The sequence below is a fragment of the Bradyrhizobium sp. Kon56 genome, from assembly GCF_055807635.1.
In genome coordinates this window covers 1-25,821 of record NZ_JBVVOU010000004.1, presented here as the reverse complement: position 1 = coordinate 25,821, position 25,821 = coordinate 1, and the positions used below count along the sequence as shown (strand labels likewise).

At 64.4% G+C, this 25,821-nt stretch carries 28 protein-coding genes; 4 read left to right on the top strand and 24 right to left on the bottom strand.

Annotated elements, in window-relative coordinates:
* Window positions 1-80: 80 nt before the first annotated feature.
* The 24 genes from AC0L3B_RS07885 to motA form a co-directional block, all read right to left on the bottom strand.
* On the bottom strand, window positions 81-662 hold the full coding sequence (locus AC0L3B_RS07885) for a transglycosylase SLT domain-containing protein (protein ID WP_026232641.1): 582 nt from the start codon (window positions 660-662) through the stop codon (window positions 81-83).
* On the bottom strand, window positions 613-1,974 hold the full coding sequence (gene fliK, locus AC0L3B_RS07880) for a flagellar hook-length control protein FliK (RefSeq protein ID WP_473380253.1): 1,362 nt from the start codon (window positions 1,972-1,974) through the stop codon (window positions 613-615). The genes AC0L3B_RS07885 and fliK overlap by 50 nt, the downstream gene beginning before the upstream one ends.
* Complete coding sequence (locus tag AC0L3B_RS07875; RefSeq protein ID WP_247295078.1) at window positions 1,971-3,164, bottom strand: chemotaxis protein; 1,194 nt, start codon at window positions 3,162-3,164, stop codon at window positions 1,971-1,973. The genes fliK and AC0L3B_RS07875 overlap by 4 nt, the downstream gene beginning before the upstream one ends.
* Complete coding sequence (locus AC0L3B_RS07870) at window positions 3,161-4,486, bottom strand: MotB family protein (RefSeq protein WP_473380252.1); 1,326 nt, start codon at window positions 4,484-4,486, stop codon at window positions 3,161-3,163. Before AC0L3B_RS07870 ends, AC0L3B_RS07875 begins: the two co-directional genes overlap by 4 nt.
* Window positions 4,487-4,492: 6 nt before the next feature.
* Entirely contained in the window at window positions 4,493-5,188 is a 696-nt protein-coding gene (locus AC0L3B_RS07865) for a hypothetical protein (RefSeq protein ID WP_473380251.1), read from the bottom strand.
* On the bottom strand, window positions 5,185-6,816 hold the full coding sequence (gene fliF, locus AC0L3B_RS07860; RefSeq protein WP_018453970.1) for a flagellar basal-body MS-ring/collar protein FliF: 1,632 nt from the start codon (window positions 6,814-6,816) through the stop codon (window positions 5,185-5,187). Before fliF ends, AC0L3B_RS07865 begins: the two co-directional genes overlap by 4 nt.
* 302 nt (window positions 6,817-7,118) lie before the next feature.
* Entirely contained in the window at window positions 7,119-8,030 is a 912-nt protein-coding gene (locus AC0L3B_RS07855) for a flagellin N-terminal helical domain-containing protein (protein WP_007613947.1), read from the bottom strand.
* 266 nt (window positions 8,031-8,296) lie between these two features.
* Window positions 8,297-9,205 (bottom strand): flagellin N-terminal helical domain-containing protein, encoded by a 909-nt coding sequence (locus AC0L3B_RS07850; protein WP_018453968.1) that lies wholly within the window; start codon window positions 9,203-9,205, stop codon window positions 8,297-8,299.
* 264 nt (window positions 9,206-9,469) lie between these two features.
* Window positions 9,470-10,210 carry a flagellar type III secretion system pore protein FliP gene (fliP, locus tag AC0L3B_RS07845; protein WP_007595877.1) on the bottom strand — a complete coding sequence of 247 codons (741 nt, stop codon included), beginning with the start codon at window positions 10,208-10,210 and terminating at the stop codon, window positions 9,470-9,472.
* Window positions 10,207-10,650, bottom strand: coding sequence for a flagellar basal body-associated FliL family protein (locus AC0L3B_RS07840; protein WP_018453967.1), 444 nt, complete (start codon window positions 10,648-10,650; stop codon window positions 10,207-10,209). The genes fliP and AC0L3B_RS07840 overlap by 4 nt, the downstream gene beginning before the upstream one ends.
* Before the next feature lie 42 nt (window positions 10,651-10,692).
* Entirely contained in the window at window positions 10,693-11,388 is a 696-nt protein-coding gene (flgH, locus tag AC0L3B_RS07835) for a flagellar basal body L-ring protein FlgH (protein ID WP_018453966.1), read from the bottom strand.
* On the bottom strand, window positions 11,389-12,147 hold the full coding sequence (locus AC0L3B_RS07830; RefSeq protein ID WP_247295081.1) for a MotE family protein: 759 nt from the start codon (window positions 12,145-12,147) through the stop codon (window positions 11,389-11,391).
* Between the two features lie 64 nt (window positions 12,148-12,211).
* Complete coding sequence (gene flgI, locus AC0L3B_RS07825; protein WP_007595884.1) at window positions 12,212-13,342, bottom strand: flagellar basal body P-ring protein FlgI; 1,131 nt, start codon at window positions 13,340-13,342, stop codon at window positions 12,212-12,214.
* Window positions 13,339-13,815: a flagellar basal body P-ring formation chaperone FlgA gene (flgA, locus tag AC0L3B_RS07820; protein ID WP_204512165.1), complete on the bottom strand. Its 477-nt coding sequence runs from the start codon at window positions 13,813-13,815 to the stop codon at window positions 13,339-13,341. Before flgA ends, flgI begins: the two co-directional genes overlap by 4 nt.
* A gap of 13 nt (window positions 13,816-13,828) precedes the next feature.
* Window positions 13,829-14,617 (bottom strand): flagellar basal-body rod protein FlgG, encoded by a 789-nt coding sequence (gene flgG / locus AC0L3B_RS07815; protein WP_007595892.1) that lies wholly within the window; start codon window positions 14,615-14,617, stop codon window positions 13,829-13,831.
* 15 nt (window positions 14,618-14,632) lie between these two features.
* Window positions 14,633-14,962, bottom strand: coding sequence for a flagellar hook-basal body complex protein FliE (gene fliE / locus AC0L3B_RS07810; RefSeq protein ID WP_018453963.1), 330 nt, complete (start codon window positions 14,960-14,962; stop codon window positions 14,633-14,635).
* Window positions 14,963-14,964: 2 nt separating this feature from the next.
* Window positions 14,965-15,381 carry a flagellar basal body rod protein FlgC gene (gene flgC, locus AC0L3B_RS07805; RefSeq protein ID WP_085385293.1) on the bottom strand — a complete coding sequence of 139 codons (417 nt, stop codon included), beginning with the start codon at window positions 15,379-15,381 and terminating at the stop codon, window positions 14,965-14,967.
* A gap of 11 nt (window positions 15,382-15,392) precedes the next feature.
* Window positions 15,393-15,773: a flagellar basal body rod protein FlgB gene (gene flgB / locus AC0L3B_RS07800; RefSeq protein WP_018453961.1), complete on the bottom strand. Its 381-nt coding sequence runs from the start codon at window positions 15,771-15,773 to the stop codon at window positions 15,393-15,395.
* A gap of 85 nt (window positions 15,774-15,858) precedes the next feature.
* Window positions 15,859-16,944, bottom strand: a complete 1,086-nt coding sequence (flhB, locus tag AC0L3B_RS07795; protein ID WP_018453960.1) for a flagellar biosynthesis protein FlhB — start codon at window positions 16,942-16,944, stop codon at window positions 15,859-15,861.
* A gap of 13 nt (window positions 16,945-16,957) precedes the next feature.
* On the bottom strand, window positions 16,958-17,998 hold the full coding sequence (locus AC0L3B_RS07790; RefSeq protein ID WP_027570476.1) for a flagellar motor switch protein FliG: 1,041 nt from the start codon (window positions 17,996-17,998) through the stop codon (window positions 16,958-16,960).
* A 2-nt stretch (window positions 17,999-18,000) separates the two neighbouring features.
* Complete coding sequence (gene fliN, locus AC0L3B_RS07785) at window positions 18,001-18,381, bottom strand: flagellar motor switch protein FliN (protein WP_007595899.1); 381 nt, start codon at window positions 18,379-18,381, stop codon at window positions 18,001-18,003.
* Between the two features lie 76 nt (window positions 18,382-18,457).
* On the bottom strand, window positions 18,458-18,772 hold the full coding sequence (locus tag AC0L3B_RS07780) for a hypothetical protein (RefSeq protein ID WP_018453958.1): 315 nt from the start codon (window positions 18,770-18,772) through the stop codon (window positions 18,458-18,460).
* A complete protein-coding gene (locus AC0L3B_RS07775) occupies window positions 18,753-19,691 on the bottom strand; it encodes a flagellar motor switch protein FliM (protein ID WP_039798924.1) in 939 nt (312 codons plus the stop codon). The genes AC0L3B_RS07780 and AC0L3B_RS07775 overlap by 20 nt, the downstream gene beginning before the upstream one ends.
* Window positions 19,688-20,587 carry a flagellar motor stator protein MotA gene (gene motA, locus AC0L3B_RS07770; RefSeq protein ID WP_018453956.1) on the bottom strand — a complete coding sequence of 300 codons (900 nt, stop codon included), beginning with the start codon at window positions 20,585-20,587 and terminating at the stop codon, window positions 19,688-19,690. Before motA ends, AC0L3B_RS07775 begins: the two co-directional genes overlap by 4 nt.
* Before the next feature lie 142 nt (window positions 20,588-20,729).
* On the opposite strand from motA, the gene AC0L3B_RS07765 reads away from it, so the two are divergent.
* The 4 genes from AC0L3B_RS07765 to AC0L3B_RS07750 all read left to right on the top strand — a co-directional run bounded on the left by AC0L3B_RS07765 (window position 20,730) and on the right by AC0L3B_RS07750 (window position 25,097).
* Window positions 20,730-21,518: a DUF1217 domain-containing protein gene (locus tag AC0L3B_RS07765; protein ID WP_204512167.1), complete on the top strand. Its 789-nt coding sequence runs from the start codon at window positions 20,730-20,732 to the stop codon at window positions 21,516-21,518.
* A gap of 3 nt (window positions 21,519-21,521) precedes the next feature.
* Window positions 21,522-22,250 carry a flagellar basal-body rod protein FlgF gene (gene flgF / locus AC0L3B_RS07760; RefSeq protein ID WP_456653546.1) on the top strand — a complete coding sequence of 243 codons (729 nt, stop codon included), beginning with the start codon at window positions 21,522-21,524 and terminating at the stop codon, window positions 22,248-22,250.
* Between the two features lie 35 nt (window positions 22,251-22,285).
* A complete protein-coding gene (gene fliI, locus AC0L3B_RS07755; RefSeq protein WP_473380250.1) occupies window positions 22,286-23,617 on the top strand; it encodes a flagellar protein export ATPase FliI in 1,332 nt (443 codons plus the stop codon).
* Between the two features lie 844 nt (window positions 23,618-24,461).
* On the top strand, window positions 24,462-25,097 hold the full coding sequence (locus AC0L3B_RS07750) for a MarR family winged helix-turn-helix transcriptional regulator (protein ID WP_204512168.1): 636 nt from the start codon (window positions 24,462-24,464) through the stop codon (window positions 25,095-25,097).
* The last annotated feature ends 724 nt before the right edge of the window (window positions 25,098-25,821 follow it).

The following is a 25,821-nucleotide window of genomic DNA, read 5'->3' as shown; positions in this document are numbered from 1 at the left end:
GGTAGGTTGCAGCTACAATGGAGACTGTTGCTTGCGCGGGGCTGATGATGGGGAACGATGCACAACTTGGCGTCGTCTCCTTAGGTCGTCTTGGGCTGACAGAACGAGCGCGCCTTGTCGGTCCACGCGCCGAAGCCGCTGGAGACGAGATGCGCGACGATGTGGCAGACGTAGCGCTTCTGCGCCGGCTGGTTGTTGGGGCCTGCATTGTAGCGGGCGACTGCCATGGTCCAGCTGCCCTCGCGCTGCTTGAGCTCCTTCAGGAAGCGTGCGGCGTAGTCGACATTCCCTGCGGGATCGAACATCGCCCGGACCGAGGCGAACTTGTCGCCGTGATAGTAATGGTTGATCTGCATGCAGCCGAGGTCGATCAGCTTGATCCCTTTGGCTCGCATGGCTTCGAAGTTGGCGATCGCGTCGTTCATGTCCTTGGCGAACACGGTCTGTCCTTCGGCGCCGAGCGCGTAAGGATAAAGTGCGCCGCGCCGCCCCGTCTCGGTCAGTCCGACCGCGTAGAGAATGCCGAGCGGAATTCCGTGCTGCTGGGACGCACGCGCCATCTCGCGCTCGCACGGGCGCGAATTGTCGGTCGCCGCGGCCGCGGCGCCGGCGTTACAGATAAACAGGGCCGCGACGAATCTGCGGCGCCACGTCCTGGTCATGACGCGTCTCCTGGTTGGACTGGCGCTCCTGTCGAGCCTGCTTCGCGCCGCCGTCCGCTTGTCCCGACGAATTACTCGTACCGTCAAACGTGCCTTGCGACTGCGACGAGGGCTGTTGCTGGCCCGAAAGCTGCGGCTGCGACTGGCCGGAGCCGCTCTGGAAACCATCCAGCGAGCCGTGCTGGACGGGCGCAATGTCGGCGACGTAGCCCGCGGACTGCATCAGGTCGCGGATCGAATCGCGCTGCTGGTCGAGCATCTGGCTCGTGTCCTTGCGCGCAGCGGCGAGGTGGACGGACACTTCGTTGCCGACCAGGCGAAGGCGCACGGTGACATTGCCGAGCGCGGGCGGCTCGAGATTGATGGTCAGGATCTTGAGCGGCTGATCCGGCGCATTGGCTTGGGACGCTGCAAGATCTGGAGCTGCGGACGCCGTCGATGCCGGAGCTTCCTTCAACTCGGCGACAACGGCGTTGGCAACCTGTTGCGGAGCGTTGAACTGCGCCGGCGGCAGATGGGTCTCTTGCTGGACCACGGTGACCTTGGTCGTCTCGGGCAATGCGTCCCGCGCCGACGCCTTGACAGCACGCTCGACATTGGCCGCGACGGCCTCGACGCCGGGTGCCGTTGCCTTCGGCGATGGCTCACTGTCGTCCGTCGATGTCGCCTGGGCGCTGGTCGCCGCGTGCGAATCCGCGGCCTGCGAGCGGGCGGCGGTTGGAGCCACCGGAGGTGGGAGCTCGGCTGTCGCCTTCGCCATGCCCAAGGCCTGAACGTCGCGCTTCGTCGTGGAAGACCGCTCGTCGCGCCCGGACGCATCCTTCTTGTCGCCGGCCGGTGCTTGCATCTGCGGCATCACGACCGGCGGCCCGGCGACGATCTCCTGTCCGACGATCCCGGCAATACTCGATCGGCTCTGGACGTCGGCCTGCTCGATGTGATCGAGAGGTCCATGTTTCCCGGACGACTTATCGGTCTTTTTGTCGGAAGATTTCTCGGTGGACGTCTCGCTGGATCCCGGCTCCTCGACCGCCGCGGCACGGTCGTGCACCGTCTCGTCGCTCGCGTTGTCCTTCCCGCTCTGATGCGCCAGGCGCGTCCGCAGCGTTCCGGCTTTCACGGCCGTGGCGCTGCCCTCGTCGTTGAGCGCACGCTTCGCGAGATTCGAGACGGTGTGCAGAAGATCGTTGAAGGACGAGTCCGCCTGCGCCTTCGCCCCGGCGCTCTTCCCGGAGCGCGATGTGCCCCGCATGCTGAGGCTTTCGGCGAGACCCGAAAAGACCTGTCCGGAGGTTCCACTGAGCTTCGTCATGGACGGCGATCCCTGGTGAGAAGTTCGAGCTCCCCGAGCTGCTTCCGCGCACGAACAAGCGTTGCGGTCGACGACGCGAGGTCGAGACGCGCCGGCGTGACCGGAGGCTTGTCGGCTGCGGCGGCGGATCCGCCAGCGAACGGCTTGCGAACGTCGAGTGCGAGCTGCACCGTTGCATTGAGAAAGGGAATGTCGCGCTCGGGCAGCTTCGACCGGTCGAGCGCCTTCAACTCGGCGAGACCGCCGTCATATTCGTCGGCGAGCGCCCGCGACACGCCGCGGAACAAATGCGCCCGCTCGCGCTCCGCCGAGGCATCGGCGCTGAGAGTCAGGGCACGCTCGCCGGCAAGCCGGGTGACGGCCAGCCCTCCGCGCACCATCGCGGTACGCGCGATCACGAGATAGAGCTTGAGGCGGCTCGCGCGGTCGATCTGCTCAAGCAAGGTGGTGATCCGCGCAAACCGGCGCTCGTCGAGCGCGAGGCCCGACTGCGTCAGGCCGGTCGCAAAGCGCTGCCAGAAGTCCCCGGCATAGACCGAGTTGTGGTAGTGCCGGATATAGGCCAGCGTCAGGAACTCGAACTTGTCGAAATCCTCGGCTTGCCCGACCAACAGGATCTCGCGCCGCAGCGCGGCCTCCTCCACCAATGTGCCCGGCAGGAGCAAGCGCGCATCATCCAGACGCTCGATTGCGAGCGATGCCTCGGCGCGTGCGAACAGTGCACCCTGGACCAGCGCGAGCTGTCCGCCCAGGCCCGACGGAACCGTCCGCGGCTTGACGTCCTTGAGCAGTTCGCGCGCTTCGTCCTGACGACCCTCGACATAGGCAAGCGCGCCATCGAACAGCCGTCCATCGACGTTCAGCTTGTCGCGCGGCAGCTTGCGGATGATTTGCGGCGCGCCGCCACTGAGCAGGTAGATCACGGCGGCCTGGCCGTTCTGCGGGTTGCTCCACAGGCCCGGATCGGCGGCGAGAAATTTTTCGCCGATCTGCCGGATCAATGCGCTGTGGCTGCCGTACGCCGCGCTATCGCCGTTGGCGATGCCGTCCTGCACGGCCTGCAACGCCCGAACGAGTTCATATGGCTCGCCCGATGCCGATGCCCCCGGTGCCGGCTCGGCGAATGCGCCTGCCGCCGTGAACGGCAACAGCAGCATCAGCAGCGCTGCGCGGAGAGGAGACCTGATCAAGGGCGCTTCTCCCGGACCATGATCTCGATCCGGCGATTCTGCGCGGCCGCCGCATCGTTCTGAAGCTTCGGCCGCCGATCGGCATAACCCTCGACATGCTCGATGCGCTGCGTATCGACGCCGGAGCGGACCAGCATGTAATAGGCCATCTGCGCACGGGCCGTCGACAGCCGCCAGTTGTCATAGGCCTCCGAACGGTACGGCCGATTGTCGGTGTGGCCGCGGACGATGATCACGCCGGGACGCTTCGTCAGCAGCGGGCCGATCTTGTCGATCACACGGATGAGTTCGGGCCGCGGCTCAGCCGAGCCGACCGCGAACATGCCGAAGTTCGCATCGTCGGTCAGGCTGATCAGCAGGCCCTCCTCAACCTGACGCACCTCGGCCACCGGTCCGGCGCCAGCCTTGACGTCCGACAGCGCGTCCGCGATCGCCGACTGAAGCTGCTTGACCGCTAGTTGCTGGGCCTGAACCGCGTCGCGCGGCTCGGATTCCTCGGTCGTGTCGTTGGGATGCGGCTGCGCGGCGGCATTGGCTTGATTACCAGCCTGGGCGCCAGGCTGCGCGCTCCCTTCGCGTGAGGCCTGCGATGGCGCGGGCCCCGGCGGCAGCACAGGCGACAGGCTTGCGGACGACGCATCGACGTTCGGAGCCACGTTTCCGCCAGCATCGTCCTGCCTGGCTCGGCGCGCCCGCGGCTCGCCCTGGCCTGAGCCGGAGGCAGTGTCGCGCGCGGACGCATTCGGCTTGGGCTCGCCCTCAATGATGCGATCGGCATCCTTGCCTGCCTGCGGCGCAAGCTTCCAATAGCCGGGATCAAACGGATCGCGGTAGGCGTCGCCTCCCTTTAGGCCATCCTCTTCGGCGGACGTCAGAGCGCCGGCGCGCCGCTGGCCCGAGGCCTGGTTCGCACTGCTGGCGATCTCGGCGAGCGTCGTATAGGGATCGCGGAACAGGACCCTCTCCTCGTAGAAGGGCGGCTTCTCGGCCGTCGGAGAGTCACCGCGACGTTCCTCGCTCGGTCCTCCCGGCTGGCGCCTGCCGTCCTGGCCGTCGAACGACGACGGCTCTTTCTTGGAGAGATCCTTGAGGCCCTTCGGGGCAGGTGCGTTCTCCGCGAGCTTGATCGGATTGAAATAGCTCGCGACCACCTGCTTCTGATCCTGGTTGAGCGCATTGATCAGCCACATCACCAGGAAGAATGCCATCATCGCGGTCATGAAGTCCGCATAGGCGATCTTCCAGACGCCGCCGTGCGGCTTCTCGTCGTCGAAGGCACTCCGCCGGCGGATGATGACGAGTTCTGGCTTGACCTCATTCATGACGGACTACCGGCGCGCCTCTTTCAGGCGCTCGCTCCAGGTCGTGATCTGCGTCTCGATTACGGTCTGGTCGGCCACGACGCGAACCTCAAAAGTATCGGCGGCCTCATACTCGAAACCCGTTCGCCTGGCCGTCCCGAGCTGCGTCTTCACCAGGTCGAGCAGTTCGCTTGGTCCGGTGACCTTGAACACCGGCACTGGCGAATTGCCGGTCAGCGCCGCAATCTGCTCGACCAGCGACCCGATCGCCTTGTCGCGGACAGCATCGGCGAGGAACGGCAGCAATATCCGCGCAACGGAGCTCGCGATGTTGGTCTCGATTTCGCGGCAAGCCGTCTCGAAGCCGCTGACAACCGCCACCGCCTGCTGGTCGGACCACTTGGCCCGCTCTTCGCCGAGCCGGATCGCGCTGCGAACTCTTTCCTCGGCGATCCTGGACTCGCCCTCCGATACGCCGGCCGCATGGCCGCGCCGAAAGGCATCGTCCAGGAGACTGACCGCGGGGGCTTCCGCCTTCGGCGCCGGAGGCGGCGACTGAAGCTGCGGCTGCGAATGGGTCTCGGGTTGCGGCTGAGGCTCGCGCCGGGCTTCCTTCGGCCTCGTCAGCACATCCTGGATTTTGGGCGGCGGTGGAGGCGGAGGCGATTTGACCCGCCCGTTCGCATCGAACTGCGTCAGGAGCTTTCCGATTGCCGCGTTCATGCCGCCTCCTCGCGTCGCATCCAGTCTTTAAGGATCGCTGCCGCCTGCATCTGATCGAGACGGACGATCTGCTCCAACCGCTTCTGCGGCGTTCGTTGCATCTTGCCTTCGAGGTCTTCGACCAGGTTGAGCTCGGCCTCTTCGCTGTCCGCCAGCGTGAGGGCGCCGGCGGCTGCCTGGAGCTGGGCGGCTTCCGCCGCCTCGGTCTGCTCCTGCGCCGCGCGATGGGTCAAAATGCCGTTGACTGCAGGACGAAGTCCGAACCACACCAGCATCGAAGCGACGGCCAGGATCGTGACCGCGTTGATGACGCTGCCGAGCTGCTTGTTGATCATCTCGACGAAGCTGATCGGCGGCACCGGCGCCAGTTCGCGCGAGCCTTCGATGAAATCGACGGCCGTCACCTGGATCTGGTCGCCGCGCGCCTTGTCGAGGCCGCCGGCCGTGGCTGCGAGTTGACTGATCTCGGCGAGCTTGCTGTCGACGATGGCCTGGTTGCTCTTGTCGCCCAGGTCGGCAATGAGCCGCCCGCGGTTCACCAGCACGGCAATGAACAGCTTCTTCACCGAATAGCCGTCGCTCACCGTCGTCGTGGTCTTGGACGAGACCTCGAAATTGGTGACGTCCTCGCGGCGGGTCTTGTCCTCGCTGGAATTCTTGGTGCCGCCGGCGTTCACCTGCTGGTCGGGAAGATTCTGCTGCACAGTGGTCGGCTGCGAACGGTCCGCGTTCTGTGACTTCTCGTTCTCGCGGACGTTCCGGACCGAACGTTCCGCGCGACTCTCCGGATCGTAGACGGTTTCGTTGATCTGCCGCTTGTCGGTGGAGAGCTGCGATGCAACGCTCACTTCGAAATTGTCGAGGCCCAGATACGGCGTCAGCGCCTTGCGAATGTTCTCCTGCACCATTCCGCCGACCGTCTTCTGCAGGCTCGCCATCTTGGTCGGAGCGGCAGTGGCCTCGTCCTCTTCGGCAAGCAGCATCGAACCGTCGGCGTCCAGCACCGTGACCTTGTCGCGGCTCATGCCCGGAATGGCCGCCGCGACGAGATGACGGATCGACTGCGCCGTGCGCGCCTCGATGGCGCCGTCGGTGCGCAGCACGACCGATGCCGAAGGCGGCTGCTGCGTCGCGCGGAACGACCCTCGCACCGGCATCACGATATGCACCCGCGCCGCCTTCACGCCCTTCATCAACTGCACCGTGCGCGCGATTTCGCCTTCCAGCGCACGGAGCTTGGTGACCTCCTGCATGAACGAGGTCAAACCGAGCGACCCGATCTTGTCGAACAGCTCGTAGCCGGAATTGGCGCTGGTCGGCAGCCCCTTCTCGGCGAGCAGCATCCGCGCTTGCATGGTCTGGCTCGGACGCACCGAGACCGCGTCGCCGGCGGTGTTGACGTCGAAGGTGATGTTTTGCTCGCGCAGCGCTGCACCCATGCGCGTCACGTCTTCGCGGGAAAGGCCGGTATAGAGCGTTTCGAATTCAGGCCGGCTCAGATAATAGGCGCCGCCCACGACGGTGACGAGAACGGCGAAACCGATCAATCCCAAAGCCATCAGGCGTCGCGGCCCAAGCTCCAGCAGATTGTTGAGCAGTTGCTGTACCTGCGCACGACTGAGCAGCATGTGACCTCGTACCAATGCGAACGTAGAGGACACTCTGCTGCCAACCTTGTCTGAAGGTTGCGCGAGACCACGAATGTGTCGGTTCGCAGGCGAGGCGTTGCAATTTTACCAGAGAGCGAGTGACGCAATCGCGCGCGTCGGCAACAGGCGGACGGCCGGTTGCATCGCGGTGCGATCGGCGACGGCATGTTGCCTGGGATGCGACGTCAGGAAATCGATGTTGGCACGTCGTGTGCCGAGATCCGCCGTTCATGGCGGAGACCGTGCTCCCTGGGGAGCACGGTCGTTTTCGAAGCCGCGGCTTAGCGGAACAGCGACAGGATGCTCTGGCTGTTCTGGTTGGCGATCGAGAGCGCCTGAACGCCGAGCTGCTGCTGGGTCTGGAGCGCCTGAAGGCGGGTCGATTCCGCGTTCATGTCGGCATCGACGAGCTGGCCGACACCGCGGTCCACGGAGTCCATCAGGGTCTTGACGAACTCCGTGTTGGTCGCGAGGCGGTTCTTGACGGCACCGAGATTGGCGGCGGCCGAGGCCACCGAGTTGATGCCGGCGGTGACCTGCGCGATGTAGCCGTCGAGCGTGGTCTGGTCAGCTGCCGAGTCGGTCAGCGCGGAGATGCTCATCGTGTCGATCGACGGGGAGGTCGAACCGGCCGTGTCCAGAATGCCGCCCTGCGCCGAGGTGTAGAGCGAGTAGTTTGCGGTGGTCACGGTGATGGAGCCGATGGTGGGCGTACCGCCGACACGCGAGTACGACGACACCAGGTTGAAGGTCGTCGGCGTGGTGGCGGTCGTGCTCAGCCAGTTGATGCCGTTGAAGGTCGCCGAGTTGGCCTTGAGCTTCATATCCTGCTGGATCTGGGTGATGTCAGCCTGGATCTTGGTGCGGTCGATACCGGCGGTCTTGGCTTCGACCAGCAGCGCCTGGAGCTTGGTCAGGCCGGAGTCCTTGTCGCCGATGACCGAGGTCAGAGCGGTATATTCGGTGTCGACGGTCGCGGCCGACAGACCGAGCGAGTCGGAGACCGCGGAAAGCGCGGCGTTGTCGGAGCGCATCGACGTCGCGATCGACCAATAGGCCGCGTTGTCCGAGGCCGTGGACACGCGCATACCGGTCGAGATCCGGTTCTGCGTCGTCGCGAGCTGCGAGCTGACGTTGCGAAGGGTCTGCAGCGCGGTCATTGCAGACGAGTTGGTGAGGAGGCTAGAACCCATTTTGATGTCCCTTTGGAGATTGGATTGAGTTTGGGACATACCGGACTTGCACCGGTACGGCAGGGCGGCGTCATGCCTTTGGGCTGCGCAGAAGCGTCAAGGCCCAACCTGTCGTAACGGCGACGATAGCCCGCGAAGCTTGTGCGAGGCTTGTGGCTCTGTGGCTTTGCCGCAACAAGGCGGCCGAAATTGCGGCGCGCGACGTCACGCCAAACAAAAGGGCCGCGCTTCGCAAGAAGCGCGGCCCTCTTCGGATGGTTCGAGGCTTAGCGGAACAGCGACAGGATGCTCTGGCTGCTGTTGTTGGCGATCGAGAGCGCCTGGACGCCGAGCTGCTGCTGGACCTGGAGGGCCGACAGCCGGGTGGACTCCTGGTTCATGTCGGCGTCGACGAGCTGGCCGATACCGCGATCCACGGAGTCCATCAGAGACTTCACGAAGTCCGTGTTGGTCGAGAGGCGGTTCTTGACAGCACCGAGGTTGGCGGCGGCCGAGGCCACCGAGTTGATGCCAGCGGTGACCTGCGCGATGTAGCCATCGAGCGTGGTCTGGTCAGCTGCCGAGTCGGTCAGTGCGGAGATGCTCATCGTGTCGATCGACGGAGCGGTCGAGCCGGCCGTGTCCAGAATGCCCCCCTGCGCCGAGGTGTAGAGCGAGTAGTTGGCGGTGGTCACGGTGATGGAGCCGATGGTGGGCGTGCCGCCGACACGCGAGTACGACGACACCAGGCTGAAGGTCGTTGGCGTGGTGGCGGTCGTGCTCAGCCAGTTGATGCCGTTGAAGGTCGCCGCATTGGCTGTCGCCTTCATCTGCTGCTGGATCTGGGTGACGTCGGCCTGGATCTTGCTGCGGTCGATACCGGCTGTCTTGGCTTCGACCAGCAGGGACTGGAGCTTGGTCAGGCCGGAGTCCTTGTCGCCGATGACTGTGGTCAAAGCGGTATATTCGGTGTCGACGGTCGCAGCCGACAGACCGAGCGAGTCGGAGACCGCCGAGAGCGCGGCGTTGTCGGCGCGCATCGAGGTCGCGATCGACCAGTAGGCAGCGTTGTCCGAAGCGGTCGAGACGCGCTGGCCGGTGGAGATGCGGGTCTGCGTGGTGGAGAGCTGCGAGCTCACAGACCGCAAGGTCTGGAGTGCGGTCATGGCGGTCGAGTTCGTAAGCAGGCTTGACATTGCGAATGTCCCTTTATGTACGCGTTACATTTTCACGAGGGGACATACCGGGCTTTCACCGGTACGGAGGGGCGGCATCATGCCTTTGGACTGATGTGGGTGGGGTCCAACCCGCCGTGACGCATTGCTAGCACGCCGAATCTTGCGCGTGGATTAAGATTGGCTTGAATTACGCTGTAAAATCAGATGGTTAACAGTACATTTTGGTAACCATAGTCCGGTACTTCTCGCTAACCATAACCATTCCTCTGGCGCTCGTTGCCATCACGAGAACGACCGCACCAGCCCTGAGGCGAGCAGGTTCCAGCCGTCGATCAGCACGAAGAACAGCATCTTGAATGGCAATGCTAGGATCGTCGGCGGCATCATCATCATCCCCATCGACATGGTCAGCGTCGCCACGATCATGTCGATGACGAGGAACGGCAGGATGATCAGAAACCCGATCTCGAACGAACGCCTGAGCTCGGAAATCATGAAGGCCGGAATGATGACGCGCATGTCGACGCGCTTGTCGTCGAACTTCCTGCGGAAGCTCTCCGCGGCGAGCGATTCGAAGGTCTGCAGATCCTTGTCGCGAACATGGGCCAGCATGAATTCGCGGAACGGATCGGTGATCTTCAGATAGGCCTCTTCCTCCGAGATCTCGTTCTTCATCAGCGGCTGGATGCCGGTTTCCCAGGCGCGGTCGAAGGTCGGCGCCATCACGTAGAAGGTCATGAACAGCGCGAGGCTGATCAGCACCAGATTGGCCGGCGTGGTCTGAAGGCCGAGACCGGCGCGCAGGAATGACAGCGCCACCGCAAATCGCGTGAAGCTCGTCACCATGATGAGCAGTCCCGGCGCCACCGACAGCACCGTGATCACCGCCATCAGCTGGATGATCCGGCCGCTGGTCGAGCCGTTGCCCGGTGGCAGCAGCGAATTGAGGTCCGGAATCTGGGCCAGTGCCACTTCGGGCAGCACGACCAAGAGCAACGCAAGCAGCAGGACTCTCAGTTTCACTGAATCACCAACGTCTCAATGATCAATTCGCGGATCTTGCCCGAGGAGCGGATATTGGCGCGTTCGGTCAGGTCGTCGCGCAGATGCTGAAGCCCGCGCGATCCCTCGAACTGCGCCACCGTCGCCGAACGCAGATAGGTGACGATGTCTTCGCTGATATGGGCCGCCAGGATGCCGGCATCCTCGTCGCTCATGCTGTCGGTCACCATGGAGGCTTCGATGCGGGCCCAGTTGTTGGCCGGCGCGCCGAGATTGGTCACGATCGGGGACAGCTTCCTGAGCCGCGCGCTGCCGGCGTAGCTCGAGGCTAGAGGCGGCGGCGTGGCGGTTTTCTTCGCATCCGCGACGCGCTCGGCGGCCGCAAACAGATGCAGGCCGGCAAGCGCGCCCGCGCCGATCGCGATCAGGGTCAGCACCACGATGGCCACAATCAGGCGCATGACGTCCCCTGCCCTCGTGACGCGGCCCGACGGGAGCGCATCTCAGAACGGTGCCACGGCGTCATAGATCCGATGTCCCCATCCAGGCTGCTGCACGTCAGAGAGATTTCCCCGACCGCCATAGGCCACGCGCGCTTCGGCGATCTTCTCGTAGGAGATCGTGTTGGTTCGCGAGATATCGCGTGGACGCACGATGCCGCCGACGTTGAGCACGCGCATTTCCGTGTTGACCTTGAATTCCTGCGAGCCGCTGATCATCATATTGCCGTTCGGCAACACGTCGGTGACGATGGCTGCGATCGACAGCTTGATATCCTCGGTGCGGTCGATCTGGCCGTTGCCCTTGATCTGGGTGTTGGTGTTGAGGTTGGCGCTCGTCGAGCCCTTGTCCTGCCATCCCGCAACGTCCATCAGCCAGTCGAGTCCGAACTTGATTTGCGAATCGCGCGAGCGGCCGGTCTTGTTGTCGAGCTTGGCCTTGTCCTGCATCGAGATGATCACCGTCACGACGTCGCCGACGCGCCGGGCGCGGGGATCGCGGTAGAGGTCGGTGCCGTCGTCCCAGGTCGAGCGATAGCTGACGGGCGAGTGCATACGGGGGGTCACGGGAATCGGATCGGCCTGCGTCCTCAGGCCGCTCCCGACCGGCGACAGTCGCGGGCCAGTCAGGACCTCGGCCGGATCAGTGACGCATCCCGCAAGCGATAACAGCGACAGGATGAGGATCAGATTCTTCATCTATTTGGTCTTTCCGTCATCCACGCGACGCATCCCGCCGAGCAGATCGGCGAGGTGCGCCGCGCGGCCCGTCTCCATCTCGTTGAAGATTGCGCTCGAACTCCTCGGGCTGAGCTTTGCGAGCACGGCCGCAGCCGTCTCGTCCGCCATCCCGGCGATCTGGGTTGCGGCGGCATCCGGCTTCATGCGCGAGTAGATCTCGACCACACTCGCTTCGGCCTTCTTCAGGAACTCGTCGCGCAACGCCATCCACTTCTCATATTCCGCGCGCTTGGCCTCGACCTCGGCGATCCGCTCGCGAAGCTGGTTCTCGGCCTTCTCCAGCTCCTTGAGCTGCCAGGCCAGCCTTGCATCGGCGGCGGAGTCGGCGACATTGCTGCAGAACAGGGCGACTTCGTTGTCCGCGGTTGCAGCGGCCTGGGGCGGCACCGGCTTCGGCGGCGCCGTGACGCTGCCGGGCTTGGCCGGTCGCGCCGCGGCTGTGGGTGCCGACGCGGGCTTCTCGGAGGCCGAAACGGCACCCGTGATCACTGGTCCCGAATCTTCGGCTGCCCACGCTGTCGCTCGCATCGACGCATTGTCGCTCGGGATCGATGAGATTGGCTTCTGTGGGCCAGACGCACGGGCGCGCGCGAAGGACAGCAGGTTGAGCGGCTTCGACGGCTTGGCCTCATCCAGCGCCAGAACGGGCGAAGCGCTCGCGAGCGCGGAGGCTGCGACCAGGAGGAGGAGTTTGGCTTTATGATCCAGCTTCAACATCGGCCCGCGTGCGATTCTCGGTCGAGAGAGCATTGAGCGACCAAGCTTGCACGGCGCTTACGCGTCATTGCACGATGACATCCGCCTGGAGGGCGCCAGCCGTCTTGATCGCCTGGAGGATCGCGATGATGCCGGATGGTTTCAGGCCGATCTGGTTCAGGCCGCGCACCAGGCGCTGGAGATCGACGCCGCTCAGGATCGCCACCTGCGATCCGGCTTCGTTGGCCTCGACCACGGTCTGGGGCACGACCACCGTCTGCCCTTTCGAGAACGGCGCGGGTTGCGACACCACGGGAAGCTCGGTGACCCGGACCGTCAGATTGCCGTGCGTCACGGCAACGGTCGATATCCGCACGTCGCGTCCGATCACCACCGTGCCGGTACGCTCGTTGATCACCACCCGCGCCGGCGTGTCCGGCTCGACCGTCAGCTCGCCGATTTCGGCAAGGAAGCGGACCGGTCCGATGTGGCGCGGCTTCGACAGCACGATCGTGCGGTAGTCTCGCTCGAAGGCGATCTGGGCGCGGTAGCGTCCGCCCGCGTAGCGGTTGATGGCGTCGAGGATTCGCGTTGCGGTGACGAAGTCGGGGTTCTTGAGCTCCAGCACAAGATATTCCATTTCATGGAGACTACCCTGCACCTCGCGCTCGACCAGCGCGCCGTTCGGGATGCGACCCGCGGTCGGCGTACCCTGGCTGACGTTCTGGGCCTGGCCCCCGACGCTGTAGCCGGCGACCGTGACGGCGCCTTGCGCCACTGCATAGACCGCTCCGTCCGCCGCGCGCAGCGACGTCATCACCAGGGTGCCGCCGAGCAACGAGGTCGCATCGCCGAGCGATGACACCGTCACGTCCATGCGCTCGCCCGCACCGATCGAGGGCTGCAGGTCCGCGGTCACCATGACGGCCGCGACGTTGCGCGTGCGCAGCGTCGTCGGACGCGGCGGATTGTTGGTGCTGGTGGTCTCGTTCCTGACATTGATGCCCATGTTCTCGAGCATCGATTGCAGGGACTGCTCCGTGAACGGCGCATTGCGGAGCGTGTCGCCAGTCCCGTTCAGGCCGATCACGAGGCCGTAGCCGACGATCTGATTTTCGCGCAATCCCTTGATGTCCGCGATGTCCTTGATGCGGACGGCGGCCTGGGCGCTGGCGGCGGAAACGAGCAGGACGAGCGCAAGCAGGACTCTGGTCATGACCCGTCCACGACCTTGACGGTGCCGTCCGGCTGGACAACGCCCCTGATGATCACACCGGTATCGGTGTTTCGTATCGGGATGAGCGCGCCGGGCGCGCCGGACTGCATCGCTGCGCCGTAGGTCACGATCGACAGGCCGCTGTCTTCGACCACGACCTTGACCATGGCGCCGCGGGCGACCGTCCAGGGATCCTCCACCGAGTTGGTCGGGATCGGCTGGCCGGGCAGCAGCGCGCGGCGCGCCATGCGGCCGACCAGGACCTGGCGTCCTTCGATGAATATGGCGACGCCGAGCACGTTCGGCGCAAAGGCGCGCTCGGTGATCATGTCGTCCCGGATCAGTTCGCCGGCGCGGATCGAGACGGCCGGCACGGGGAGCCGCTTCTCCTCGGCCGCGGCGAGACGCGCCGAGACGAGAACCAGCAGCACTGCGGCCATCCCGCGCATGAACGAGCCCATCCTGTTCAACATGGATACACCGGAACTAGCGCATGCCCTTCGAGACCGTCTGGGCCATTTCATCCGAGGCCTGGATCACCTTGGCATTCATTTCGTAGGCGCGCTGGGCAGAGATCAACTCGGTGATTTCCTTGACGGGATCGACGTTCGAGGCTTCGAGATATTGCTGGTTGATCTTGCCGTAGCCGGAATCGCCGGGCAGCCCGACGACCGGCGTGCCGGACGCCGTGGTCTCGCGATAGAGATTGCTGCCCAGCGGTTCGAGCCCGGCCTCGTTGGCGAAATTGGCGAGATTGAGCTGCCCGATTTGCCTCGGGTTCACTTCCGTATCCAGCTTGGCGAACACCTGTCCGGTCTGGTTGACCGTGACCTGGACCGTTCCCTGCGGCACCGTGATTGCCGGATCCAGCAGATAGCCGTCGGTCGTGACGAGCTGACTATTGGCATTGGTGTTGAACGAACCCGCGCGGGTATACTGCACCTCGTTGTTCGGACCGAGCACCTGAAACCAGCCGCGGCCGTTGATCGCCATGTCGTAGGGATTGCCGGTCTGCGTGAGCGCGCCCTGGATATGCAGCTTGCGGATTGCCGCCGACTTGACCCCGAGGCCGAGATTGGCGCCTTCCGGAATCGGCGACGAGCCGCTGGTGTTCGCAACGCCCTGCATGCGGTCCATCTGGTAGAACAGATCGGTGAACTCGGCACGCGCCCGCTTGTACGAGGTCGAGTTGATGTTGGCGATGTTGTTGGCGATGACTTCGATGTTGGTCTGTTGGGCGTTCATGCCCGTGGCCGCGATGGCAAGCGATTTCACAGCGTCACTCCTTGATCAGATCGACATCCGAACGACTTCCTGGTAGGCCTGCACGACCTTGTCGCGAACTGCGACCGCCGTCTGCAAGGCCTGCTCGGCCGACATCAGCGCCTCGACGACGCGCCGCGTCGATTCCTTGCCCTGCATCGCCGAGACCGAGGCCGCCTCGCCCGCCTTCAGCGTCCCGATCGCGTCCGTCGTCACTTGTTTCATGACCGATTCGAATCCGACGTCGCCACCGGACTGAATCGCGGGCGTCGCCGCCGGCGAGATGGCCTGCGTCTCGGTCGCGCGGCTTGCCGCTTGCCCGGCCGAAATCGCCGTGGATGAAATCGCTTCAAGCATTGTCAGCTCCTCAGCAGGTCGATGGTCATGCCCAGCATCGACCTCACCTGTTTCACGACCTGCAGATTGGCTTCATAGGAGCGGTTGACTTCCCGCATGTCCGCCATCTCGATCATCATGTTGACGTTCGGCAGCTTGACGTAGCCGGCCTTGTCGGCGGCGGGATGCCCCGGCTCGTACTCCACGCGGTAAGGCGTGGTGTCGACCCCGATTTCCTTGACCTTCGCCAGCTGCGCGCCCGAGGCGCGGTCCATCGCGGCGTCGAAGGTGATCGTCTTGCGTTGATAGGGATCGGCGCCGGCTGAGCGCCCTGTCGACGTCGCGTTGGCGAGGTTCTCCGAGACGATGCGCATGCGCGTCGACTGCGCTTCGAGCCCGGAGCTCGCGACCGTCAACGAGGATTGCAATGAGTCCAGCATGTCAGTTCACCTCAGGTCTTCGCGCTCGACAGCAGCATGCGGTGAAACGACCGCACGATCGCCGAGTTCATCGAGTAATCGCGACTGACGTCGCTGCCCTTGATCATTTCCTGCTCGAGACTGACGGAGTTGCCGGAGTGAACCACATCCCAGCTGTCCTTCTTCGCAGTCGCCCGCGTGTCGCTCTCGGCTGGGGAGAGCTGCAGGTGCGACGGCGACGTGGTCGCCAGTCTCACCGGCATGCCGTCGAGCACCTTGTTGAAGGGTTCGACGTCGCGCGCCTTGAAGCCCGGCGTGTTGGCGTTGGCGACGTTGGTGGCGATCGTCGATTGGCGGAGCTCGAGGTATCGCGCCTGCGACGATGCGAGTTCGAAGAGATAGAGCGGTCCCACGGCAGCACCATTCTGGTTCAGACGGTGTAACCTTAGGGTCGCAAGCTTTCGTCAGGCTGATGGAAGGGACGCCGTCCTCGGAATTCTACTGGACCTTCTCGGACTGCGGCGTCTGCTTGGACTGCAGGAAGTAGATGATCTCGGCGACCGGCCGGAAGAACTCCGCCGGAATTACCTGGTCGACCTGAACCGCCTCGTAGAGCGCGCGCGCCAGCGCCTTGTTCTCGATCACCGGAATCCGGTTCTGCTCGGCGACTTCGCGGATCTTCAGCGCAATCACGTCCATGCCCTTCGCCACGACGATCGGGGCCGGATTTTCCTCGCGATTGTAGCGCAGCGCGATCGCGAAATGCGTCGGGTTCGCGATCACCAGCGTCGCGCGCGATGCGGAGGCGATCATGCGCTGGCGCGAGCGGTCGCGCGCCAGCGAGCGCAGGCGCGCCTTGATCAGCGGATCGCCTTCGGCCTGCTTGTGCTCGTCCTTGATCTCCTGCCGCGTCATGCGCAGCTCGCGCCGCCAGTGGAAGCGCGCCCAAGCCAGATCGACCGCGACCAGGACGATGGTCGCGATGCAGATCGCCGAGACGATTCGCATGGCGATGTTGAGAATCATCTCCGGCAGCGCGACCGGATCGGTGTACATCGCCTCGAACGCCTTCGCTTCCGACGAGCGCAGCACGAACGCGACGACGACGGTGACCGCGGCGAGCTTGAACAGCGACTTGGCGAACTCGACAAGGCCCTGCGATCCAAACAGCCGGCTCCAGCCGCCGAGCGGAGAGATTCGCGAAAGGTCCGGCGTGATGCGCTGGAGCACCAGGCTGGGAGCATTTTGCAACAGCGAGGCTGCGAGCCCGAACGCCGCCAGGGTGACGACGAGCGGCGTCAGGAATCGCAGTGCCTGAAGCCCGACCACGATGAGGAGATTCTGGGCGTCGGCCCCGGTGCTGAGAGGGAAGCCGTCGGGATCGTCGAGAAAGCCCGTCAGCATCGGCGTCAATTGCTGCACGCCCTGACCGATCAGGAACGCCTGGATCACCATCAGCGCGGCCATCGAGGCGAAGATGGAAGCCTCCCGAGAGACCGGGATTTTGCCCTGTTCGAGCGCATCGCGGACTTTCTTCTCGGTCGGCTCTTCTGTCTTGCTCTCCTGATCGGTTGTTTCTGCCATGCCCGTTCAGCGGTCAGCGAAAGACCAGCTCATCCTCCTGCTCGGGGTTGAGCTCGATTTCGCCCTTTTCCGCGAGGTCGAGCGCGAGGTCCGTGATCACGCGCCGCGCCTCCAGCACGTCGCGCTGGTTCGACGGTTCGCCAATGGCGAGTTCGTGCTCGACGACCCGGCGGACGCGCGAGGCGACCGAGGACAGGATCATCTCGCGGAAGTGCTTGTCAGTGCCCTTCAGCGCGATCACGATGCGATCGGTCGGCACCTGGTCGAAGATCATGGTGCGCGCCTTCGGCGTCAGGTTGGTGACGTCGTCGAAGGTGAAGAGCAGCTCCTTCAGCACTTCGGCCGACTTCGGCCGCTTCTCCGACAGGCTCTTCAGCATGTCCTCGATGTGTCCGCGCTCCATCTTGTTGATGATGTCGGCGACGCGGGCATAGGTGTCCGCGCCGAGGTTGCGGGCGAAATTCAGCGTCAAATCCTCATGCAGCGTCTTCTCGAGGACCCTCATGGCGTCGTCGACGATCGGCTTGAGGCTGAGCACGCGCCGCATCAGCTCGTTGCGCAGGCTCGACGGCAGCTGGCTCATGACCTTGGCGGCGCAGGACGGCTTGACCTTGGACAGGATGAGCGCTGCGGTCTGCGGATGCTCCTTGGACAGGTAGCTTGCCAGCGAGTTTTCCGACACCGACGAGACGCGGTCCCACACTGACCGGCTCGAATTGCCGAGCAGGTCCGACATGATCGCCGAGACCTGATCGGCCGGAAGCACGTCGCCGAGCACAGCTTCCAGGCCGCCGAGGGTGCCGAGAATGTTGGCGCCCATTGAGAACTGCTGGGCGAACTCCTCGACGATCGCTTCCAGTTCCTGCGCCGTGATCGGCCGTAGCTCGGCGGCGGCCTTTGTCACGGTGCGGATATCCTGCGGCTCGAACTGCGCGAGCACGCTGGCGGCCGCCTGCCGGCCCATGGCGAGCAGGAGTGCCGCGACCTTCTCCGTTCCGCCCAGCGTGGCGACGCCGCGCTGCTTGATGGGAGCCATGCCGACCTGTGCGGCCATGGTCAGGTATCACCCTGTCCCAACGGCCCGACAATTTCGGTGAGCGAGACGCCGAAGCGGGAATTGTCTTCTTCGACCACGACGACCTCGCCGCGGGCGACGACGCGACCGTTGACGACGACGTCGACGGGTTCGCCGACCCGGTGGTCGAGCGGAACCACCGCGCCACGGCCGAGCTTCATCAGGTTTGCCACCGGAATGGTTGCCGATCCCAGCACCACCTGCATGGTCACGGGAATGCGCAGGATCGCATCGACATTGGCGAACTTGCCGGTCTCCTCCGCAGTGCGCGCGGCGATCTCCGCCAGCCGCTCCAGCGGAGATGTCTCCGTATGCCCCTCGTCGGACGCCGATGCTGACTCATAGTCGAAGGATTGCGCCATTTGGTATCGCCTCTTGGTATTTCCGCTCCCGGAGCGCCGCGACGTTCCGATCGTATTTATTCCGCCGGCTTCGGCTTCAATGCTTGTTCACGTCGGCGCCGCCCGCGGTCGCCGCGGATGCGAGTCCGCTCCTCGCATCGAGCGCCGCGATCGCCTCGTGGGCCTGGTCGATCTTCGTGCTCAGCACGTTGGCGAGCCGCCCGAGATTTGCGGTGGAATCATGCGCCGCGGTGATGACCGTGTCGAACGCGCCCGCCGTCTCCTGGACGATGGTCGAGAACTCGCCCTGGTAGCTGCGCAACCGCGCCAGCTCGCGATGCATCCGGGTCACCCGCATGCTGGTGAAGGCGAGCGCGATCAGCAGCACGGCATCAACGAGATAGGATATCATCGACGAACTCCCGTTTCTGATCGACGGGATCTGCCACCTGCATGGCGTAATAGCCATCAAGCTGGCCGATCTGACACCAGAACAGCACCTGGTTGTTGCTCTCGAGCCGAGCCAGCGTTCGCGGCGTGGCTTCGAGCTCGAGCACCTGTCCGACCTGGAACTTCACGACGTCGCCCAGCGAAATCATCTTCTCGTCCAGCACGGCGCTCAGCGTCACCTCGGTGCGGTGAACCTCGGTCTCCATCTGCTCGCGCCAGCGCGGATCGGCCGCGCGGCCGTCGCTGACGACGACGGTCGCGAGCTTTTGCCTGAGCGGGTTGAGCGCGGAATGCGGGATGATGAGGAACATCTGACCGCCGCGGTAGAGCGCCTGCAGCATGATGTTCGCGCAGATCGACATGTTGCCGCTCCGCCCGATCGCCAGCGACGCCATGGCGGTCTCGACCCGCTCGACGCGGAAGGTGACGTTGGAGGTGCCGGCGAAAGCGGATTGCAGCGCCTTGGCGAACCGCTCGAACAGCGCCTGGACCAGGCGGATCTCGATGTTCGAGAAGCTGCGCTCGACGTCGAGCGGCGGTTCGGCGCCATCGGAGCCGAACATCGCCTCGACCATGGTGAACACGAAGTCGCGGTCGAGCATGATGATGATGCGGGAGTCCCACTGCTCGGCATAGAGCACCGCCGCAACCGCGTTGGCCTCGTAGTCCTTGATGATGTCGCCGACACGGTCGTTGGTGATGCCGTTGACCGAGAAATAGCATGGCGTTCCAGCCATCGGCTGCAGGCTGTCCGTGCACGATGCCGCCATGCGATCGAAGATCACATTGAGCATCGGCATGCGCTCGATCGAAATGCCGGCGGCGTCCAGCAGATAGTTCGGCAGCGGCTTGCGCTGATCGATTTCGAGGGCTTCCATCATGATGCGCGCGCAGCCTTCGGTTCAACCTCGGTCACGACAGCCTTGGGGCCCGCGATCGTCTCGTTCTCGACGACGTCGATCGAGGGCCGCTCGGGGCTCGCGATCATCTTGCGGCCGTGCTCGACGGCGATCTGCGGCATGGCGCCGTTCATGAACGCCAGCAGCGTCTGCTTGACGATGATGTAGGGCCGGCAGCGCTTCTCGCGCGTCATCTTCACCTTCATCGCGAAGGGCGAAATGATCCCGTAGGACAGGAAAATACCGGCAAAGGTGCCGACGAGGGCGGCCCCGATGAAGCCGCCCAGCAGCTTCGGGGACTGGTCAAGCGCGCCCATGGCCTTGATGACGCCGAGCACCGCGGCGACGATGCCGAGCGCAGGCAGCGCCTCCGAGACCACCACCAGCGCGTGGTAGGGCGCCAGCTTGCTCTTCACGATGGTGTGGATCTCCTCGTCCATCAGCGCTTCGATCTCGTGCGTTCGCGCGTTACCCATGATGATGAGGCGGACGTAGTCGCAGATGAACTGGAGCAGCGACGGATCTCCGAGCACGCTCGGGTACGCCTTGAAGATCTCGGAGGACGCGGGATCGTCGATATGCGCCTCGACCTCGTTGCGGCCCTTGCCCCGCAGCTCCCGCATCAGCGCGTGCAGCGCACCGAGCAGATCGAGATAGTAGCGCTGACCTGGCACCGCTCCCGTCACCGCCTGCACGCAGGCAAGCCCGGTATCCGCGACCGTCTTCCAGGGATTGGCCATGATGAAGGTGCCGGCCGCGGTGCCCATGATGATCACGAACTCCCACGGCTGCATCAGCACGCCCAGATGCCCGCCCATGGCGGCAAATCCGCCCAGCAGTGCCGCTACCGTGATGACGATCCCCACGAAACTGCCCAACGCGCCGCTCCATCACCGATCCCATCGGGAATATCTAGTTGGCGAGCCTTGCGCGAGGCTGGCTTCCCCCTCGCCAGCCTCGCGCAAGCGATTCACGGCAGCTTGGGACGACGTCGCGAGAGCGGCCAGAGGGGCGCGTGTCATGCTATCCACCATCGCGGACTACACCAGACTGACCAAGGACATGGGCAAGTCGCTGACACAGGTCGCGACGCAGCCGGACGTCAGCCGTGACACCGATTATTTCCTCAGCCACATCGGCAACGTGAAGACCATCGACGACTTCCTGAAGGACTATCGTCTCTACTCCTACGCGATGAAGGCATATGGCCTCAGCGAGATGACCTATGCCAAGGCGTTCATGCGCAAGGTGCTGACCGAGGGTATCGCGGACAACAAGACCTTCGCCAACAAGCTGACCGATACCCGCTACCGGCAATTCGCGGCCGCCTTCAATTTCGCCGCCCTCGGCGACAAGGCGACCCAAACCGCCGCGGCCACGACCGGCACGGCGACCCAATACGTTACGCAGACGATGGAGGAGAAGGCCGGCGACCAGAACGAGGGCCTGCGGCTGGCGCTCTATTTCACGCGCAAGGCCTCCACGATCACCAATTCCTACCAGATCCTCGCGGACAAGGCGATGACGCAAGTGGTGCAGACGGCGCTCGGCCTGCCGTCGACGATCAGCTCGGCTGATATCGATGCCCAGGCCAAGATGATCACGAGCAAGATCAAGCTCACCGATTTCCAGGACCCGGCCAAGGTCACCAAATTCGTGCAGCGCTTCGCGGCGATGTGGGATGCGACCCAGGCCCAGAGCGACAACTCGACCAACCCGGCGCTGGTCCTGATCGGCGGCGCCACGACGTCGATCGGCATGGATTCCAACGTGCTCACGACACTTCAGAACATCAAGTTCAACAGGTAAGTCATGCAATCGGCCCTCTATGTAGGATTGTCGGCGCAGGTCGCTCTCGAAAAGCGCCTCCAGACGATCGCCAACAACGTCGCCAACGTCAACACGGCGGCGTTCCGCACCGACGTGGTGAAGTTCGAGACCGTGCTGTCCAAGGCGGGCGCGAACCCGGTCGCCTTCTCCTCGCCCGGCGACAACATCATCTCGCGCGAGATGGGCAGCATCACCGAGAGCGGCAACCCACTCGACGTCGCCGTGGTCGGACAGGGCTGGATCGCCTTCGCCGGTCCGAACGGAACGGTCTATACGCGCGACGGCCGACTCCAGATCGCCGCCAACGGCGACCTTCAGACCGTGTCCGGCTTCCCCGTCATCGATTCCGGCGGCGCGCAGATCACCCTCGATCCGAACGGCGGACCGGTCTCGATCGCGCGCAGCGGCGCGATCACCCAGGAGAACAACGAGATCGGCACCATCGGCCTGTTCAACATTCCCGCCGACGCCAATCTCGACCGCTACGGCAATTCGGGCGTCACGCCCAACCGGCCTGCGACCGCGATCGCCGACTTCTCCCGCGACGGCTTCAAGCAGGGCTATGTCGAAGGCTCGGGCGCCAATCCGATGATGGAATTGACGAAGCTGATCGCGGCCTCGCGCGCCTTCGACGGCACCAATTCGATGATCGAGGGCACCGAGAGCTCGCTCCAGAACGCAATCCGGACGCTGGGCGAACCCGGCAAATAGACTGCGCCCGCGCGCAATGAGGTTGGACGGTTTCCTTGAACGCTCTTCGGCAACTTGAGTGGGCGCTGCTGGAGCTTCAGCAGAGCACTCCCCTGGCAAGCGTCAGCGGCGCGATCTCCGAGATCGCGTCGACGCATTTCCGCGTCTCCGGCCTGTCGCGCTTCGTCAGGCTTGGCGAGCTGATCGGCGTCAACTCCGGCGGCAAGCCCCAGATCGGCGAGGTGGTGCGGATCGACAGCGAGGGCATCATCGCCAAGCCGTTCGACCGGCAGTTCGCCGGCGGCCTCGGCTCGGTCGCCTACCGGATGCCGCCCCTGTCCTTCGCGCCCGATCCGAGCTGGAAGGGCCGCGTCATCAACGCGCTCGGGGCGCCCCTGGACGGACAGGGCCCTCTCACCCCCGGGTCGCGTCCGGTCTCGGCCGAGGCGGAGGCGCCTTCGGCCATGAAGCGCGCGCGGGTCCACAAGCCGCTGCGCACCGGCGTACGCGTCATCGACCTGTTCGCCCCGATCTGTGCCGGCCAGCGTGTCGGCATCTTTGCCGGCTCCGGTGTCGGTAAATCGACGCTGCTTGCGATGCTCGCCCGCAGCCAGGGTTTTGACACGGTCGTACTGGCCCTGGTCGGCGAGCGCGGCCGCGAGGTGCGCGAGTTCATCGAGGACGTGCTGGGCGCCGATCGTCACCGCGCCGTCACGATCGTGTCGACGGGAGACGAGAGCCCGATGATGCGGCGACTGGCGCCGAAGACGGCCATGGCGGTCGCCGAATATTTCCGAGACCGGGGCGAATCCGTCCTGCTCATGGTCGATTCGATCACCCGCTTCGCCCACGCCGCCCGTGAAGTGGCGCTCGCCGCCGGTGAGCCCGCGGTCGCGCGCGGCTACGCACCCACCGTCTTTACCGATCTGCCGCGCCTTCTGGAGCGCGCCGGGCCCGGCGAGGAGGGATCCGGGACGATCACCGGTATTTTCTCCGTGCTGGTGGATGGCGACGATCACAACGAGCCGATCGCCGATACCATCCGCAGCACACTCGATGGACACATCGTGCTCTCCAGGCACATCGCCGACCAGGCACGTTACCCGGCGGTGGACGTTCTGGGTTCGGTCTCCCGTCTCGCCCATAACGTCTGGGACCCCGAAGAGCGCGAATTGGTGAGCAAGCTGCGCGCCATGATCGCCAAATACGAGGACACGCGCGACCTTCGCCTGATGGGCGGATACCAGGCGGGACGTGATTCGGGGCTCGACCAGGCGGTCGACATGGTCCCGAGAATCTATGGCGCGATGCGGCAGGACGCTTCGGCTCCCCCAAGCGCCGATCCGTTCCGCGAGCTGCGGGACATGCTCAAGGGCGACTCAGATTGAGTCGGCGCGCGAGGCGCCACGCGATCGCACCTTGCTCGTTGTTTTCGACAGGCGATTGCGCATGCCGCCACGCTTCCAGCGCATGCGCATGCACGCCCGTCTCCGGTTTCCGCCGTGATCGTCTCCACCGTTCGGGTGAGAAAGTAGCGGAGCCGCGCCGAAAGCGACTGAACCGGCGATTCCTTGATTCAGTCCGGACAACCGCCGCGTGTAATTCCTGTGAGTTCCCTCGGACAATTCTTGGCAGAACTTACAAGTTGTGGATGACATGCGGACGCACATCGTCGTCCTGCACAAGCTTCGATCAACTTGCATCAACGACAGCCAACGGGCCGTGCAATAAAACCGTCGCATAGTCGCGTGCATGTTGCTCGTGGGACAGCGTATTGCGTTCACCAACATGTGTCCCGAGGAGCGAGATTGTCTTGAACGTTACATTCGCCTGCGACGACATCCTGTCTGCGAGATGGTCTCTACTTGATTTTATTGAGAAGGTCATTCATCGTTTCGTCGGAAGATAAGAAACGTCTGCGTATGACTTGAACCTTAGGGGCTTCGGTTGAACTACTCCGATCCATCGTCTGGTGGCGACGGCTATTCGGGCTCCCGTGCGACGACGCCGCGAATGGCATATCCACAGCAACACCGCCTCCCACGCCATAGCTTGCAGTGCTCATCAGTCCAGGTCGGGCGCCGGGCAGGCCGTGCCTTCACGCGAGAGAAGAGCACGGTGCATGTCTCGGACGTTGCCGGTGGTCCGGCTTCTCGCAAACGGCTCGTGCGCAACGGCGGAAGGCGGCTCCGGAGCGCCGCAGACGTGACTCCCGGGGCAAGGTAGGAATTCATGCCATTGGCAAGAGAAGCCGTGGAGCTGCTGGTTCAGGCAGCGAGGGCTTGGTATTTCGAAGGCGATCAGCATGGGTTGCGCGATCGGGAATGGATGGCGCTGCGCTTTCTCGGCCGCGCCAACAGGTTTTCGCGCACGCCCTCCGCGCTCGCCGGCTTCATCGGCGCCACCAGGGCGACTGCATCGCAGATTGTGAAGACGCTGGAGAGCAAGACCTTCCTGGTGCGAAAGCCGTCGCACGAAGACAAGCGTTCTGTCGTGCTGCACGTCACTGCGCAGGGCGAGAAGTGCCTGAGCCAGCACGATCCGGTCAATCACGTGCTGAACGCGGTCACGGCGCTCGGACCCGACGAGTGCGTCAGGCTGCGCGATTCGCTGCGCGAGATCCTCAATCATCTCGACGCGGCAAATCAGCGGCTCGATGCCAGCGTCTGCCGGGACTGCATGTTTCTCGCCGAACGCGGGCCGGGTACCGGCAAGGGACGCGCAACGGCCGAATTCATGTGCCGGCTGTATCGCGCCCCGGTTTCGCTCGAGGAGACTGAACTGCTCTGCACCAGTTTCGAGCGCACCCGCGACCGTCCCAAGATCGAGGAGCATCTCGACCGCGCGCGCGTGGTGAACCAGGGGTGAGGCACGCGTAAATTTCCGCGCGGTGGCGATCTCTGAAAGGCGCACAGAGCCTCTCATGTTCCGGACAAGCTGCAACGCGCAAAGCGTGTCGAAGACGCGCGTAAACGCGCTTATGGCGCTGCTGCGCAGAACCGGGACCAGGGCGACACGGCGTGATGCGGCGAGATGGGCCCCGGCTCTGCAGCCGCACCGCAAAAGCGCTGCGCTGCGTCCAGGGCACGAGAACGGAGTGTGGCGCACATTCTCCCCACATCGTCATTGCGAGGGCAGCGACTTGTCCGCCGAAGCTTTAGCGAAGGCGGAAGCAATCCAGAGTCTCTCCGCGGTAAGACTCTGCTTCGCTGCGCTCGCAATGACGGAGTATGAGGCGGCGGCTTCGTCCTCCCAGCACCACTGTCATTCCCCGATGAAAGCGGGGAATTCAGTACGCCGCGGCTTCTCGGTTCAATCATAACTGTCCCGGAATACTGGATCGCCCGGTCAAGCCGGGCGATGACAGGGAGTGTGTAGCCGTAGACACGCCTTCGCGTCCTCGCGGCGTTTCGCCCGAGCTTTGCCTGGTCATTCCACCCTCAAAGCCAAGAGGGCGCAGGGAAGACCGGGTGCCGGCTGGCACCCGCGGTCCGCTGCGCGAAAATGTAGCGCAAGGAAACCGCACAGCAGCATACAGGTGTAGCCAATCACTCGGCCTTCCCTGCGCGATGGTTGGACGGCTTATGCCGTG

Bases quoted from the DNA above. Each gene is read 5' to 3' on its own strand.
- AC0L3B_RS07790 (WP_027570476.1), bottom strand. From the start codon at position 17,998: ATGGCCGCACAGGTCGGCATGGCTCCCATCAAGCAGCGCGGCGTCGCC.
- fliK (WP_473380253.1), bottom strand. From the start codon at position 1,974: ATGACGAAGCTCAGTGGAACCTCCGGACAGGTCTTTTCGGGTCTCGCC.
- fliN (WP_007595899.1), bottom strand. From the start codon at position 18,381: ATGGCGCAATCCTTCGACTATGAGTCAGCATCGGCGTCCGACGAGGGG.
- flgF (WP_456653546.1), top strand. From the start codon at position 21,522: ATGCAATCGGCCCTCTATGTAGGATTGTCGGCGCAGGTCGCTCTCGAA.
- AC0L3B_RS07850 (WP_018453968.1), bottom strand. From the start codon at position 9,205: ATGTCAAGCCTGCTTACGAACTCGACCGCCATGACCGCACTCCAGACC.
- AC0L3B_RS07885 (WP_026232641.1), bottom strand. From the start codon at position 662: ATGACCAGGACGTGGCGCCGCAGATTCGTCGCGGCCCTGTTTATCTGT.
- flgI (WP_007595884.1), bottom strand. From the start codon at position 13,342: ATGACCAGAGTCCTGCTTGCGCTCGTCCTGCTCGTTTCCGCCGCCAGC.
- AC0L3B_RS07865 (WP_473380251.1), bottom strand. From the start codon at position 5,188: ATGAACGCGGCAATCGGAAAGCTCCTGACGCAGTTCGATGCGAACGGG.
- AC0L3B_RS07780 (WP_018453958.1), bottom strand. From the start codon at position 18,772: ATGATATCCTATCTCGTTGATGCCGTGCTGCTGATCGCGCTCGCCTTC.
- fliF (WP_018453970.1), bottom strand. From the start codon at position 6,816: ATGCTGCTCAGTCGTGCGCAGGTACAGCAACTGCTCAACAATCTGCTG.
- AC0L3B_RS07855 (WP_007613947.1), bottom strand. From the start codon at position 8,030: ATGGGTTCTAGCCTCCTCACCAACTCGTCTGCAATGACCGCGCTGCAG.
- flgH (WP_018453966.1), bottom strand. From the start codon at position 11,388: ATGAAGAATCTGATCCTCATCCTGTCGCTGTTATCGCTTGCGGGATGC.
- AC0L3B_RS07840 (WP_018453967.1), bottom strand. From the start codon at position 10,650: ATGCGCCTGATTGTGGCCATCGTGGTGCTGACCCTGATCGCGATCGGC.
- AC0L3B_RS07765 (WP_204512167.1), top strand. From the start codon at position 20,730: ATGCTATCCACCATCGCGGACTACACCAGACTGACCAAGGACATGGGC.
- AC0L3B_RS07870 (WP_473380252.1), bottom strand. From the start codon at position 4,486: ATGAATGAGGTCAAGCCAGAACTCGTCATCATCCGCCGGCGGAGTGCC.
- AC0L3B_RS07750 (WP_204512168.1), top strand. From the start codon at position 24,462: ATGCCATTGGCAAGAGAAGCCGTGGAGCTGCTGGTTCAGGCAGCGAGG.
- AC0L3B_RS07830 (WP_247295081.1), bottom strand. From the start codon at position 12,147: ATGTTGAAGCTGGATCATAAAGCCAAACTCCTCCTCCTGGTCGCAGCC.
- flgC (WP_085385293.1), bottom strand. From the start codon at position 15,381: ATGCTGGACTCATTGCAATCCTCGTTGACGGTCGCGAGCTCCGGGCTC.
- flgA (WP_204512165.1), bottom strand. From the start codon at position 13,815: ATGTTGAACAGGATGGGCTCGTTCATGCGCGGGATGGCCGCAGTGCTG.
- flhB (WP_018453960.1), bottom strand. From the start codon at position 16,944: ATGGCAGAAACAACCGATCAGGAGAGCAAGACAGAAGAGCCGACCGAG.
- AC0L3B_RS07775 (WP_039798924.1), bottom strand. From the start codon at position 19,691: ATGATGGAAGCCCTCGAAATCGATCAGCGCAAGCCGCTGCCGAACTAT.
- fliE (WP_018453963.1), bottom strand. From the start codon at position 14,962: ATGCTTGAAGCGATTTCATCCACGGCGATTTCGGCCGGGCAAGCGGCA.